Source organism: Microbacterium sp. P5_E9 (genome assembly GCF_054049175.1).
The window spans coordinates 23,258-36,568 of record NZ_JBFUMV010000012.1; the positions used below are offsets into that span (position 1 = coordinate 23,258).

A 13,311-nucleotide genomic window follows, 5' to 3' on the forward strand; every position below is an offset into this window, starting at 1 on the left:
ACACCCTCGTCCAAACTCGCGATATATCGTGAATTCGGACTGTAGCACCGGAGCCGTGTGTTTCGCGATATATCTCGAGTTGGATCTGCTCACGAGGCGGCGTCGAGCATTGCCCTCGCGCCGGCGCCGAGCGATTCGATCTTGGCCCGTGCGTGCTCGGCGGAGTCACCGCGGACGTCGAGGTACAGCTTCAGCTTCGGTTCGGTGCCGCTCGGGCGCACGATGAGCCGCGACCCGTCCGCGAGCCAGAGGCGCAGCACATCGCTCGGCGGGAACTCCGAGTCGCCGTCGAGCAGATCGTCGATCTGGGTGACCTCGACCCCGCCGACCTCGGCCGGGCGGTGGGCGCGCAGAGCGGACATCATCTGCCCGATGACGGCGAGATCATCGACCCGGATCGAGATCTGGTCGCTCGCGAATGAGCCGAACGTCTCGTCGAACTCGCGCAGCAGGTCCCGGAGGGTGGCCCCGCGGCCGCGGGCCTCGGCGACCATGCCGAGCATCGCGACCGTCGCGGACAGCCCGTCCTTGTCGCGGACCGTCTCCGGATTCACGAGGTAGCCCAGGGCCTCCTCGAATCCGAAGACCAGGCCAGGGGCGCGGGAGATCCACTTGAACCCCGTGAGCGTCGCGTGGAAGTCCAGGCCGTAGTGCTCCGCGACGGTCTGCAGGCCCGGGGACGAGACGAGCGAGCAGGCCAGCGACGCGCCGGCGCCTTCGAATTCCGGTTCCTGAGCCTCTCGAAGGGCCTGTGCCAGGCGTGCGGCGCGCCAGCCGAGCAGGAGGCCGATCTCGTTGCCGGTGAGCCGGCGCCAGCCCCCTTCGACCTGGTCGTCGGGCAGTGCAACGGCGAGCCGGTCGGCGTCGGGGTCGTTGGCGATGACCAGTTCGGCACCCGCGGAGCGCGCTGCCTCGAAGGCCAGGTCCATCGCGCCGGGCTCTTCCGGGTTCGGGAAGGCGACCGTCGGGAACCCGCCGTCGGGCTCGATCTGCTCGTCGACGACCACCGGGGCGGGGTAGCCCGCCACCTCGACGATCCGCGACAGCGTCTCCCAGCCGACGCCGTGCATCGCCGTGTAGATCCAGTGCAGGCCTTCGGCGCCCGGCGGCGCGGGCGCCACCGCTGCGGTCGCGTCGACATACGCATCGACGACGGACTCCGGTGCGGTCACGAATCCGAGCGACCGCGGCAGCCGTGACACATCGCCGTCGTCCGCGATGCGCTGGATGTGCGCGGCGATCTCGCCGTCGGCCGGCGGCACGATCTGGGCGCCGTCGTCGGCGCCGCCGAGATAGACCTTGTAGCCGTTGTCGTCGGGCGGGTTGTGGCTGGCGGTGACCATCACTCCCGCATCGGCGCCGAGGTGGCGCACCGCGAAGGCGAGCACGGGTGTCGGCAGCAGGCGCGGAAGCAGGATCGCGCGCACGCCCGCGCCTGCGAACAGCTCGGCGGAGTCCTGCGCGAAGACGCGGGAGTTGCGGCGGCCGTCGTAGCCGATGACAACGCTCGGGCCGCCGCCGAGGACCTCGTCGGCCTCCCCACTGGAGTGCCGCTCGAGCAGGTAGGCGGCGAGCCCGGCGGCAGCCTGCGCGACCAGCACGCGGTTCATCCGGTTGCTGCCGGCGCCCAGGCGTCCGCGGAGCCCAGCGGTGCCGAAGGCGAGGCGGCCGGCGAAGCGGTCTTCGAGGTCTGCGGTGGCCTCGGCATCCTCCTCCTGGGCGCGCTCGATGAGCTCTTCGAGCTCCGCCCGCGTCTCACCGTCGGGGTCCTGGGCGAGCCAGGCCTGGGCTCGTTCGATGAGCTCGCTCACAGTGCTCCGATCACTTTCGCCAGGAGGGAGGAGATGACCGGCTCGGCCTCGCGGCCGGCCTCGATGACCTCCTGGTGGCTGAGCGGGGTCTTCTGGATGCCCGCGGCCATGTTCGTGATGAGCGAGAAGCCGAGGATCTCCATGCCGGCCTGCCTTGCCGCGATCGCCTCCAGCGCCGTCGACATGCCGCAGATGTGGCCGCCGACGACCTTGGCCATCTGCACTTCGGCCGGGGTCTCGTACTGCGGCCCGCTGAACTGGCAGTACACACCCTCGTCGAGCGTCGGGTCGATCGAGCGGGCGAGATCACGCAGCCGCAGCGAATACAGGTCGGTCAGGTCGATGAAGGTCGCGCCCTCGAGCGGCGAGGCGCCGGTGAAGTTGATGTGGTCGCTGATGAGCACCGGCTGACCGGGACGCCAGGTATGGCGGATGCCGCCCGCGCCGTTGGTGAGCACCATCGTGCGGACGCCGGTCGCCGCCGCGGTGCGCACGCTGTGCACGACCCGGCGCACCCCGTGGCCCTCGTAGTAGTGAGTGCGCGCGCCGATGATGAGGACCCGCTTGCCACGGGGGGTCAGCACACTGCGCAGCGTCCCGCCGTGTCCCTCCAGGGCGGGACGGCTGAAGCCCGTCACCTCGCTCGCGTCGATCGTCGCGGTCGTCTCGCCGATGAGCTCAGCGGACTGAGCCCATCCGCTGCCGAGCGTGAGTGCGATGTCGTGACGGTCGACGCCGGTGATCCGCGCGATGTCGGCGGCGGCATCCGCGGCGACGGCGAACGGGTCTGCGGTCGGGTCGTCGAGAGGGTGGTCGTTGCTCGCTGACATGACCCCACTCTAGGAATCCCGAGCGTGCGGGGCTAGCCGGGCGGGTGCCGGATGCCGCGGCCCGCGTCTGCGACTGTGAGAATGGGACGCATGTCCCTGAGCTTCGAACGCACGCAGAGTGTCGCGATCATCGGCGGCGGGCCCGGCGGATATGAAGCGGCTCTGGCCGCCGCTCAGCTGGGTGCCGAAGTCACTCTCGTGGAGCGCGCCGGCGTCGGCGGGTCCGCCGTGATCACCGATGTCGTGCCGTCCAAGTCGCTGATCGCGACCGCGGACGCCGCTGTCGCGATCGCCGGAGCGAGCGAGCTCGGCGTTCAGCTGTTCGCGCACAGCCACGACGGCAAGCCGCTCACCCCCGAGATCGCGATCAACCTCGCGGCGGTCAACAAGCGGCTGCTGTCGCTGGCCCGCCAGCAGTCCGACGACATGCGCGCGTCGCTGGTCGAGGCCGGCGTGCGGATCATCTCCGGACACGGCCGGCTCGAGGGACCGGGCGCGGTCGTCGTCTCCACAGGTCCCGGCGGCACCGACTTCGATCGCATCGAGGCCGACACGCTCGTCGTGTCGGTGGGCGCTTCGCCGCGCGAGCTGCCGAGCGCCAAGCCCGACGGCAAGCGGATCCTCACCTGGACCCAGCTCTACGAGATGCCCGCGCTGCCCGAGCACCTGATCGTCGTGGGCTCGGGAGTCACCGGAGCCGAGTTCGCCTCTGCCTATATGAACCTCGGCGCGAAGGTGACGCTGGTCTCCAGCCGCGAGCGCGTGCTCCCCGGCGAGGACGCGGATGCCGCGGCCGTGCTCGAGAAGGTCTTCAAGCGCGGCGGGATGACGGTGCTCTCCAAGTCGCGCGCCGACAAGGTGGAGCGCATCGGCGACGGGGTGCTCGTCACCCTCGCCGATGGGCGCACTGTCGAGGGCAGCCACTGCCTGATGGCCGTCGGCTCGGTTCCCAACACCGCGGGCATCGGCCTCGCGGAGGCGGACGTGCAGATGACCGAATCCGGCCACATCCAGGTCAATCGCGTCGCGCGCACGTCGGTGCCGAACATCTATGCGGCGGGGGACTGCACGACGTTCGTGCCGCTCGCGTCGGTCGCCTCGATGCAGGGCCGCACGGCGATCTTCCACGCTCTCGGCGATGTCGTGATCCCGATCGACCACCGGCGCATCACCGCGAACATCTTCACGGCCCCCGAGATCGCGACGGTCGGCTGGCAGGAGACCGACATCGCCGCCGGGCTCATCAACGGAGTGGTCCACAAGCTCCCGCTCGCCGCGAACCCGCGCGCGAAGATGATGGGGGTCAAGGACGGCTTCGTGAAGCTGCTCGCCCGCGAGGGCGATGGCACGGTGATCGGCGGCGTCATCGTCGCCCCCCGCGCCTCGGAGCTCATCTACCCCATCGCGATCGCCGTCGAGCGCCGGCTGACCGTCGACCAGTTCTCTCGGGTGTTCACGGTCTACCCGTCGGTCTCCGGCAGCATCTCAGACGCGGCCAAGGCGATGCACGTGGTCGATCGCACCGCCGACCCCGGAGCCTGAGGCTCGGGTCGCATACCGCGAAGGCGGGCGAGCGGATGTCGCGGCATCCGTCCCGCAGCGTCAGGAGATCGTCAGCAGCTGGTGACCTGACGGCACCGTGGTGCCGGGGCTCGCGTTGATCGACCCGATCACGCCGTCCTTGTGCGCCTGGATGGGCTGCTCCATCTTCATCGCCTCGAGCACCACCACGAGGTCGCCCTTGACGACCTGCTGGCCGTCCTCGACGGCGACCTTCACGATCGTCGCCTGCATCGGCGACTTGACCGCGTCTCCGGATGCCCCGGCGACGACGCTCGGCGAGTGCGAGCGGCGTGACGGCGGCACCGCGGCGGGACGCCCGGCCGTGGCGGAGCCGACGACCACCCGGTCGGGGAGGCTCACCTCGAGGCGCTTGCCACCGACCTCGACGACGACGGTGTGCCGGGCCTCAGGGTGCTTGGGACCGTCGAGCTCGCCGTCCCACGGCGGGATGTCGTTGACGAACTCGGTCTCGATCCACCGGGTGAAGATTCCGAAGGTGCCGTTCTCGGCGGTGAAGGCCGGGTCGCGCACCACCTTGCGGTGGAACGGGAGCACGGTCGGAAGGCCGCCGACCTCGAACTCGTCGAGGGCGCGCCGCGCACGCTCGAGTGCCTCGGCGCGGTCGCGGCCGGTGACGATGATCTTGCCCAGCAGCGAGTCGAAGGCGCCGCTGACGCTGTCGCCGGCGGTGACGCCGGAGTCAAGGCGGATGCCTGGTCCGCCGAAGGTCTTGAAGACCTTGATCGGACCGGGCTGGGGCAGGAAGCCACGCCCAGGGTCCTCGCCGTTGATGCGGAACTCGATGGAGTGGCCGACCGGTTCGGGATCGCCGTAGCCGATCTCCTCGCCTTCGGCGAGGCGGAACTGCTCGCGCACGAGGTCGATTCCGGTGACCTCTTCGGACACGGGGTGCTCGACCTGCAGGCGGGTGTTCACCTCGAGGAACGAGATCGTCCCGTCGGCTCCGATCAGGAACTCGCAGGTGCCCGCTCCGACGTAGCCCACTTCGCGCAGGATCGCCTTGGAGGCCGAATAGAGGATGTCGTTCTGCGCCTCGGTGAGGAACGGCGCCGGCGCCTCCTCGACGAGCTTCTGGTGGCGGCGCTGCAGCGAGCAGTCGCGCGTCGAGATGACGACGACGTTGCCCGCGGCATCCGCGAGGCACTGCGTCTCGACGTGTCGCGGCTTGTCGAGGTACTTCTCGACGAAGCACTCGCCGCGGCCGAACGCGGTGACCGCCTCGCGAGTGGCGGACTCGAACAGCTCGGGGATCTCCTCGGCGGTCCTGGCGACCTTGAGGCCACGCCCGCCGCCGCCGTAGGCGGCCTTGATCGCGATCGGCAGCCCGTGCTCGGCGACGAAGGCGAGCACGTCCTCGGCTCCTGACACCGGACCTGGCGTGCCCGGCGCGAGCGGCGCGCCGACCTTCTCGGCGACGTGACGGGCGGTGACCTTGTCGCCGAGGGCCTCGATGGCTTCGGGGGTCGGGCCGATCCAGACGAGTCCCGCACCGATCACCGCGCGCGCGAAGGCGGCGTTCTCGGCGAGGAATCCATAGCCGGGGTGCACGGCGTCCGCGCCGGAGCGGCGGGCGATCGAGAGGATCTTCTCGATCGACAGGTAGGTTTCCGCGCTCGTGCTGCCCTCGAGGGCGTACGCCTCGTCGGCGAGCCGGGCGTGCAGGGCGTCGCGGTCCTGGTCGGCGTAGACGGCCACCGAGGCCCTTCCGCTGTCGCGGGCGGCGCGAATGACCCGGACGGCGATCTCGCCTCGGTTGGCTACGAGCACCTTGGCGATCTGTGGCATGAGTGCCAGCCTACCCAGCGCTTGGGGCCCCAATTTGGGCGACTGACACAAGAAACGTATGCAAACGTGTGGGGGAGTCTACGAGCGCGTCCACAAGGTGGGCCAGTCCACACCGAGCTCCGCGGCGAGCCGGCGCACGGTCGAGAGCGACATCCCGACCACTGTGGACGGGTCTCCCTCGACGCGATCGATGAAGGGCCCGCCGAGGCTGTCGATCGTGAACGCCCCCGCGACGTGCAGCGGCTCGCCGGACGCGACGTACGCGTCGATTTCGGCATCCGTCACGTCCGCGGCGAACGAGACGGATGCCTCGGCCACCGCATGCGCCTCCTGCGGGTCGGCCGTCGGACGGAGCCGGTACAGCGCATGCCCGGAATGGAGCACCCCGGTGCGCCCGCGCATCGCCCGCCAGCGGGCGATCGCGACCTCGGGGGTGTGCGGCTTGCCGAGGATCTGGCCATCGAGCTCGAACATCGAGTCGCCGCCGATGACGAGCCCGTCGAAGTCCGGCTGTTCTGCGGCGATCCGCGCGGCGACGTCCGCAGCCTTGCGGCGGGCGAGGAGCAGCACGTGCTCCGTGGGCTCGAGGGTGCGGCCCTCGGCCGCTTCGACCGCCGCGATGACGGCGTCCTCGTCGACGTCGGGGGCGCTCGTCTCGGGCTCGATGCCGGCCTGCCGCAGCAGCATGAGCCGGGCGGGCGAGGTCGAGGCGAGCATCACGCGCATGACCACCACGGTAGCGGGCGGCGGGGTGTGGCAGAGTCGGGGAGTGGATGCCGGAGCACTGATCGATCTCGAGATCACCGATGTCGCCCATGGCGGCGTGTTCGTGGGCCGGCACGAGGGGCGAGTCGTCTTCGTGCCCGACGCCATTCCGGGCGAGACGGTGCGCGTGCGCCTGACCGAGCCCGCGAGCGGGGCGGCCGCCGATACGCGCCGCTTCCTGCGCGGCGAGGCGCTCGAGATCCTGGATGCCTCACCGCACCGTCGCCCGCACGTCTGGCGTGAAGCCGACATCGGAACGCCCCCTGGGCTCCGACCGGGTGGCGCCGACTTCGGGCACATCGAGCTCGCGCATCAGCGCGCACTCAAGGAGAAGGTCGTCGCCGACGCCCTGCAGCGCATGGGCGGCATCGATCTGCCGGTCGAGGTCCAGCCGGCCCGCCCGCTCGGGTTCGCCGCCGACTACGCCGCCGAGACGACGGACGGCACCGCCTGGCGCACCCGGCTCAGCCTGCACGTCGACGACGAGGGCCGGATCGGGCCCTACGCCGCGCGCAGCCACCGCGTCATCCCGGTCACCGAGCACCCCCTCGCGACGCCCGCCGTCGAACGGGCTGCCCTGCAGCTGGCCGGCGGACGGCCGGGCCGCGTCGACCTCGTCGAGCCATCCGACGGACGCGTGCGCGCGATCCCGCGCCCGGATGCCCGCCATCGGCCCCGCCGCGGCGATCGGCACCAGCGGCCCGGCCCTGCCGAAACCGGGCCCGCCCGTGAAGTCATCCTCGAGCGTGTCGGCGACCGCTCCTTCCGCGTCGACGCGGGCGGCTTCTGGCAGGTGCACCGGCTGGCCGCGCAGTCCCTCAGCTCGCTCGTCACGACGGCGCTCACCCATGCACCAGGCGGCGAGGGCGGAATCGATCCGGATGCCTGGCATCTCGACCTCTATGGGGGGGTCGGCCTGTTCGCGGCGGCCCTCGGAGATCTCGGCGGCTCTGCGACCCGCGTCACGAGTGTCGAGTCGGATCCGCGCGCGACCGAGCACGCGGGGGAGAACCTCGCCGAATGGGTCGGCGCGCGTGCGGTGACCGCGCGCGTGGATCGCTGGCTCGCGGCACTTTCCACCGAAATATCCGCCGTGGACCGAGAGCGACTCTCGCGCGGTGCCATCGTGCTCGACCCGCCGCGATCGGGCGCCGGCCGCGAGGTCGTCGAGTCGGTCGCGGGGCTCGGGCCGCAGACTGTCGTGTACGTCGCGTGCGACCCGGTGGCCCTCGCCCGCGACCTGGCCGTGTTCCAGGCTTTCGGGTACGACACGACGCGGATCGACGCGGTCGACCTCTTCCCCAACTCGCATCACATCGAGGCGATCGCAACCCTCACCCGAACCGTGCCGCACCGCTAACCTGAGCACCATGACGCGCGTCGCATTCATCGACGACCACGAGTCGGTGAGGCTCGGGCTGCAGGCGGCGTGCCAGCGCGACGGCTCCCTCGTGGTCGTGTTCTCGGGTGCCTCCGTACCCGCATACCTGGACTGGCGGGCGTTCCGGTCGACGTCTCCTGCGGATGTCGTGGTGCTCGACCTGACCCTCGGTGACGGCACGACCGTCACTGAGAACGTCCACCGGCTCACCGCCGACGGCTCGAGCGTCATCATCTACAGCGTCGCCGATCGGCCGGCAGTCGTTCGGGAGGCCCTCGCGGCCGGGGCGGCGGGGGTGATCAGCAAGGCATCGCCGATCGGCGACGTCATCGCGGCGATCCACTCCGTGGCACGTGGCGAGCCGCTCAACAACGTCGAGTGGGCCAGTGCGGTGGAGGGCGACCGCGCCTTCGCCAACGCGGCGCTGTCCGCGCGGGAGCGCGATGTCCTGCGGCTGTACGCGGCAGGACTCCCGCTCAAGGTCGTCGCCGAACGGCTCGGCATCGCCTACTCCACGGCCAAGGAGAACATCACGCGCGTCCGCGTCAAGTACATCGACGTCGGACGGCCCGCCCCGACCAAGGTCGACCTGCTCCGCCGCGCGATGGAGGACGGCCTCCTGTCGCAGACGCCGATGAGCGGGAGCCCCGGTGACCTCTGAGGCCGATGCCTCGGTGCTCGACGCGGCGTGGGGGCACATCGCTCCCGCGCGCGAGACGAGGCTCGGACTCGGGTCGTTCACCCGTCGTCGGATCGAGCGGACGATCGGACTGGCGGCCGGCCTCGGATCGCTCGTCCTCGGCGTCCAGGCCCTGGTGGCGTCGCTGGGTTCCACCGAGGCGACCCCCGGCTGGCACCTCGCCCTGATGATCGCGACCTTCGTGCCGCTCACTCTGATGCTGCTCGCGTGCGCCATCGGCCGCGGTGTGCACCTGTTCGCGGGGATGTTCGCGATGATCTACCCGATCACCCTGATCCTGTGGCCGATCGCAACGGCCGGCTCGACGCCCGACGCCACCACCGAGCCCTGGATCTGGTACCTCGTGAACGTCGCGACGGTCGCCGCCGTGCTCGCGTTCCCGCTCGCCCTCCAGGTCGCCTGGACGGTACTCATCCCGCTCCTGTTCGGCGTGGTCCGGCTGGTGCAGGGCGGCTTCGCCCCGGAGTTCTGGATCCCCGTCTCGCTGGATGTGTCGTTCGCGCTGATCCTCGGCGGCCTGCTGCTGACCCTCGCGTGGCTGTTCCGGGGGATCGCGGCGAATGTGGATGAGACACGGGCCCGGGCGGTCGACTCCTACGCCGCCGCGGCGGCGGCGGATGCGGCCGAGCAGGAGCGGATCGCCGTCGCCGCGCTCATGCACGACAGCGTGCTCGCAGCCCTCATCGCGGCGGAGCGATCGCACACCCCCCGGGAACGGACCCTTGCCGTCGGCATGGCGCGAGAGGCACTCACACGGCTCGCGAACACCGGGATGGATGCCGCGGAAGGCTCCGACGAGCCGCGCGAGGCGGGGTCGATCCCCGAGGCGATCGAGGCCGGTGCGCGGGAGCTCGGGGTGGACATCCAGGTGGAGCACACGATCGACCGCTCGACGCCGCTCGTCCCCGGCCGTGTCGTGCGGGCACTCACGCTCGCTTCGCTGCAGGCGATCGCGAACGCCGTTCAGCACGCCGACGGGCGCGGTCTCGCCGTCGTGCTGCGTGCGGACGCCCGACCCACCCGCGTGCGGATCGAGGTGCGCGACACCGGCAGCGGCTTCAACCTCGAAGGCATGCCCGACGACCGGCTCGGCATCCGTGCGTCGATCGTGGCGCGCGTCGCCGCCGTCGGCGGCACCACCAGGATCGCATCCGGCGAGCGGGGCACCCTGGTGCGCCTGGAGTGGCGGGAGCCGGTCGCATGATCAGCGTTCGCGGTGTGCTGGTGGGCCTCGCGGTCGCGTTCACCGCCTACCTCGCGGCGCGGGGCCTGTGGTGGACCGAACCGGTGCCCTATCCCTTCGTGCTCATCACGGCGCTGGTTCTCTATCTCCTGACCACCTGGCTCTGCATCTTCTGGGAGCCGGGCCTTGGGGCCTCCGGTTCACGCGCTGATCCGCCGCCGACCGGGGTGCACGGGCCGACGGTGCTCCCGGTCTGGGCGTGCGTGCTGGCGCTGGCCGTCGCGGTTCTCGTCCCGACCAGCGTGGCGCTCGGCGTCGGCGATGATGCCCGCACTGCGCCGTATGCGACCTGGTATCTCGGGGGGATCGGCGCGCTGATGGCGATCGTCATGGCGCGGCGCCGCGTCTGGGTGGCCTGGTCGGGCATCGCGATCCTCACCGTTGCCTCGTTCCTGTGGATGGGAGCGCCCGCGGCCCTGTCGCTCGGGCTGGTGGGGTCGATCATGTGGGTTGCGGTGGCACAGCTGCTGGTGCTCTCGATGGATCGCGCTGCCCGGGACACGAGCCGGCTGGCGCAGCTGCAGCGGGCGGCGTCTGCATGGCAGGCGTCGCAGGCGGTCCGGCAGCGGGAGCGCCGGGTTCAGATCCAGCGTGCGCTGGTGATCGCCGGCCCGATCCTCACCCGCGCCGTCGTGACGGGCGCAGATCTCGACCCGCCCGGAAGGCTCGAAGCGCGCGTCGCGGAAGGGGCCCTGCGCGACGAGATGCGCGGACCTCGGCTGCTCGATGACGCTGTGCGCGCCGAGCTCGCGGCCGCCCGCGGGCGCGGCGCGACCGTCACGGTGCTCGACGAGGGGGGTCTGGAAGACGTGGACGAGGCATCCCTCGACCACATCCGCGCCCAGCTCGTCACGACTCTGCGCGATGCGCGGTCGGATCGGCTCTACATCAGGACCTCGCCCCATGACCGCGTGGCGGTGACGGTCGTCGGGCGATCCGCCGAGGGGCCCGGTCTGTCGGATGAGGATGCCGTGGAGCTCTGGCGCGAGATCCCCCGCGCTGCGGAGTCTCTCGCGGAAGGCAGCGGCTGACGTCGACGCGCCACGAGCATCTCGCCCCCCGTCCCGGTGGGGGAGGGGAACCGGGGCGGGGGGCGGAAACAGAAGAGGCGGGGAGCCGCGATATCGCTGGCCCCCCGCCTGTGCGGACAGTTACCCGAAAACCGTCCACATGGCCGAACCCGGACCCGCATGAAGCGGACAGGTCAGCCGAACGCAAAGCGTTCCAGCAGTCCTAGTATCCAAGCAGGGCGCGCGCGCGTCTGTAGGTATTTCGGGGGACACGAGGGCCGATTTGGGCCCGTGGCGAACTTATTCCGGCACCGTGCGAACGGTCAGACGCCGAAGCGGCTCCAGCCGACTTCGCGGTCGAACGGGGTGCGCAGCCCGCGCTGCGACACGGCCCACGCCGAACGGCCCGGCGCATCCTCGGCGACGGCGGATGCGGCTTCGGTGTCGTACGCCTCGGTCATCACCGCGATGAGCGCCGCGAGCTCGTGCTCGGCGGGGGCACCTCGGAGCACATCGATCCGGACGTGCTCCGCCTCGGTCGCACCGTCGATGGGGTCCGCCGGCGTGTTCACAGGGGGATGTTCCCGTGCTTCTTCGGCGGCATGCTGGCGCGCTTGCCGCGGAGAGCCCGGAGCGCCTTAGCGATCGACACCCGGGTCTGCGCCGGCTCGATGATGCCGTCGAGCTCGCCGCGCTCGGCAGCGAGGAAGGGCGAAGCGACGTTGTAGGTGTACTCGTTCGCGAGGCGGGTGCGCACGGCTGCGACGTCTTCGCCGGCTTCTTCGGCACGCTTGAGCTCGCCGCGGTAGAGGATGTTCACCGCGCCCTGCCCGCCCATCACGGCGATCTCGGCCGTCGGCCACGCGAGGTTGATGTCGGCGCCGAGCTGCTTGGAGCCCATGACGATGTAGGCGCCGCCGTAGGCCTTGCGCAGGATCACCGTCACGAGCGGGACGGTCGCCTCCGCGTACGCGTAGAGGAGCTTCGCGCCGCGGCGGATGACCCCGGTCCACTCCTGGTCGGTGCCGGGCAGGTACCCGGGCACGTCGACGAGGGTCACGATCGGGATGGAGAACGCGTCGCAGAACCGGACGAACCGGCTGGCCTTCTCGCCGGCTTCGATGTTCAGCGTGCCCGCCATCTGCGACGGCTGGTTGGCGATGATGCCCACGGTGCGGCCCTCGACGCGGCCGAACCCGATCACGATGTTGGGCGCGAACAGCGGCTGCACCTCGAGGAACTCGGCGGAGTCGACGATGTGCCCGATCACGGTGTGGATGTCGTATGGCTGATTCGCGGAATCCGGGATGATCGTGTTCAGCGTGCGATCGGCATCCGTCGTCTCCCACTCGAACTCGGTCTCGTAGACCGGGAGCTCTGCCATGTTGTTGTCGGGAAGGAAGCCGAGCATCGTGCGGACGTAGTCGATCGCATCGTCCTCGTCGTCGGCCAGGTAGTGCGCGACGCCGGAGCGGGTGTTGTGCGTGTAGGCGCCGCCGAGCTCCTCCATGCCGACGTCTTCGCCGGTGACGGTCTTGATCACGTCGGGCCCGGTGACGAACATCTGGCTGGTCTTGTCGACCATCACCACGAAGTCGGTGAGCGCGGGGGAGTAGACCGCGCCGCCGGCCGCCGGTCCCATGATGATCGAGATCTGCGGGATGACCCCGGATGCCGCGGTGTTCAGGCGGAAGATCTCGCCGTACTTGCCGAGTGCGACCACGCCCTCCTGGATGCGCGCGCCGCCGGAGTCGAGCATGCCGACGCACGGCATTCCGTTGCGGAGCGCATGCTCCATGATCTTGATGATCTTCTCGCCGGCCACCTCGCCGAGCGATCCGCCGAAGGTCGAGAAGTCCTGCGCGTACACGGCAACCGTTCGGCCGTGGATCGTGCCGACTCCGGTGACGACGGAGTCGCCGTAGGGGCGGGACTTGTCCATGCCGAACGCGGTAGTGCGGTGGCGGACATATTCGTCGATCTCGGTGAACGACCCGGTGTCGACCAGCAGCTCGACGCGCTGGCGAGCGGTGAGCTTGCCTTTCGCGCCCTGCTTCTGCCGCGCGGCGGCCTCGGCGTCGACGACGGCTTCCTGGTAGCGCGCACGCAGGTCGGCGATCTTGCCGGCGGTCGTGAAGAGGTCGGGCTGATCGGTCACGCGTTCAACCTTATCGGCGGGGGTTCGGTGGCGCTTGGAGGGTT

Annotated in this window: 11 protein-coding genes; 5 read left to right on the forward strand and 6 right to left on the reverse strand. The window is 70.7% G+C overall.

Going from position 1 to position 13,311, the window contains the following annotated elements:
* Positions 1-89: 89 nt before the first annotated feature.
* Together ACXJ3V_RS14250 and ACXJ3V_RS14255 are read right to left on the reverse strand one after the other, a co-directional pair.
* Positions 90-1,811 (reverse strand): phospho-sugar mutase, encoded by a 1,722-nt coding sequence (locus ACXJ3V_RS14250; RefSeq protein ID WP_457100982.1) that lies wholly within the window; start codon positions 1,809-1,811, stop codon positions 90-92.
* Entirely contained in the window at positions 1,808-2,641 is an 834-nt protein-coding gene (locus ACXJ3V_RS14255) for a purine-nucleoside phosphorylase (protein ID WP_457100983.1), read from the reverse strand. Before ACXJ3V_RS14255 ends, ACXJ3V_RS14250 begins: the two co-directional genes overlap by 4 nt.
* Positions 2,642-2,722: 81 nt before the next feature.
* Here ACXJ3V_RS14255 and ACXJ3V_RS14260 point away from each other — a divergent pair, with 81 nt between their 5' ends.
* Positions 2,723-4,183 carry an NAD(P)H-quinone dehydrogenase gene (locus ACXJ3V_RS14260; protein ID WP_457100984.1) on the forward strand — a complete coding sequence of 487 codons (1,461 nt, stop codon included), beginning with the start codon at positions 2,723-2,725 and terminating at the stop codon, positions 4,181-4,183.
* Between the two features lie 60 nt (positions 4,184-4,243).
* On the opposite strand, the gene ACXJ3V_RS14265 is transcribed toward ACXJ3V_RS14260, so the two are convergent.
* Both ACXJ3V_RS14265 and ACXJ3V_RS14270 read right to left on the reverse strand, forming a co-directional pair.
* Positions 4,244-6,010 (reverse strand): acetyl/propionyl/methylcrotonyl-CoA carboxylase subunit alpha, encoded by a 1,767-nt coding sequence (locus tag ACXJ3V_RS14265; protein WP_457100985.1) that lies wholly within the window; start codon positions 6,008-6,010, stop codon positions 4,244-4,246.
* Positions 6,011-6,088: 78 nt separating this feature from the next.
* Positions 6,089-6,736: a Maf family protein gene (locus ACXJ3V_RS14270; RefSeq protein ID WP_457100986.1), complete on the reverse strand. Its 648-nt coding sequence runs from the start codon at positions 6,734-6,736 to the stop codon at positions 6,089-6,091.
* Between ACXJ3V_RS14270 and ACXJ3V_RS14275 the strand changes: the two genes are divergently transcribed.
* Genes ACXJ3V_RS14275 through ACXJ3V_RS14290 form a run of 4 tightly spaced genes read left to right on the forward strand, consistent with a single transcriptional unit; the run spans position 6,735 to position 11,130 of the window.
* Positions 6,735-8,135, forward strand: coding sequence for a class I SAM-dependent RNA methyltransferase (locus tag ACXJ3V_RS14275; protein WP_457100987.1), 1,401 nt, complete (start codon positions 6,735-6,737; stop codon positions 8,133-8,135). The two genes, ACXJ3V_RS14270 and ACXJ3V_RS14275, sit on opposite strands and share 2 nt — an antisense overlap.
* A 10-nt stretch (positions 8,136-8,145) precedes the next feature.
* The gene (locus ACXJ3V_RS14280) at positions 8,146-8,817 is read left to right on the forward strand and encodes a response regulator transcription factor (protein ID WP_457100988.1); all 672 of its coding nucleotides are present in this window, start codon (positions 8,146-8,148) and stop codon (positions 8,815-8,817) included.
* The gene (locus tag ACXJ3V_RS14285; protein WP_457100989.1) at positions 8,807-10,060 is read left to right on the forward strand and encodes a sensor histidine kinase; all 1,254 of its coding nucleotides are present in this window, start codon (positions 8,807-8,809) and stop codon (positions 10,058-10,060) included. The genes ACXJ3V_RS14280 and ACXJ3V_RS14285 overlap by 11 nt, the downstream gene beginning before the upstream one ends.
* On the forward strand, positions 10,057-11,130 hold the full coding sequence (locus ACXJ3V_RS14290) for a hypothetical protein (RefSeq protein ID WP_457100990.1): 1,074 nt from the start codon (positions 10,057-10,059) through the stop codon (positions 11,128-11,130). Before ACXJ3V_RS14285 ends, ACXJ3V_RS14290 begins: the two co-directional genes overlap by 4 nt.
* Positions 11,131-11,432: 302 nt before the next feature.
* Here ACXJ3V_RS14290 and ACXJ3V_RS14295 read toward each other — a convergent pair whose 3' ends face one another.
* Positions 11,433-11,681 (reverse strand): acyl-CoA carboxylase subunit epsilon, encoded by a 249-nt coding sequence (locus tag ACXJ3V_RS14295; RefSeq protein WP_457100991.1) that lies wholly within the window; start codon positions 11,679-11,681, stop codon positions 11,433-11,435.
* Complete coding sequence (locus ACXJ3V_RS14300; protein ID WP_457100992.1) at positions 11,678-13,267, reverse strand: acyl-CoA carboxylase subunit beta; 1,590 nt, start codon at positions 13,265-13,267, stop codon at positions 11,678-11,680. Before ACXJ3V_RS14300 ends, ACXJ3V_RS14295 begins: the two co-directional genes overlap by 4 nt.
* Between the last annotated feature and the right edge of the window lie 44 nt (positions 13,268-13,311).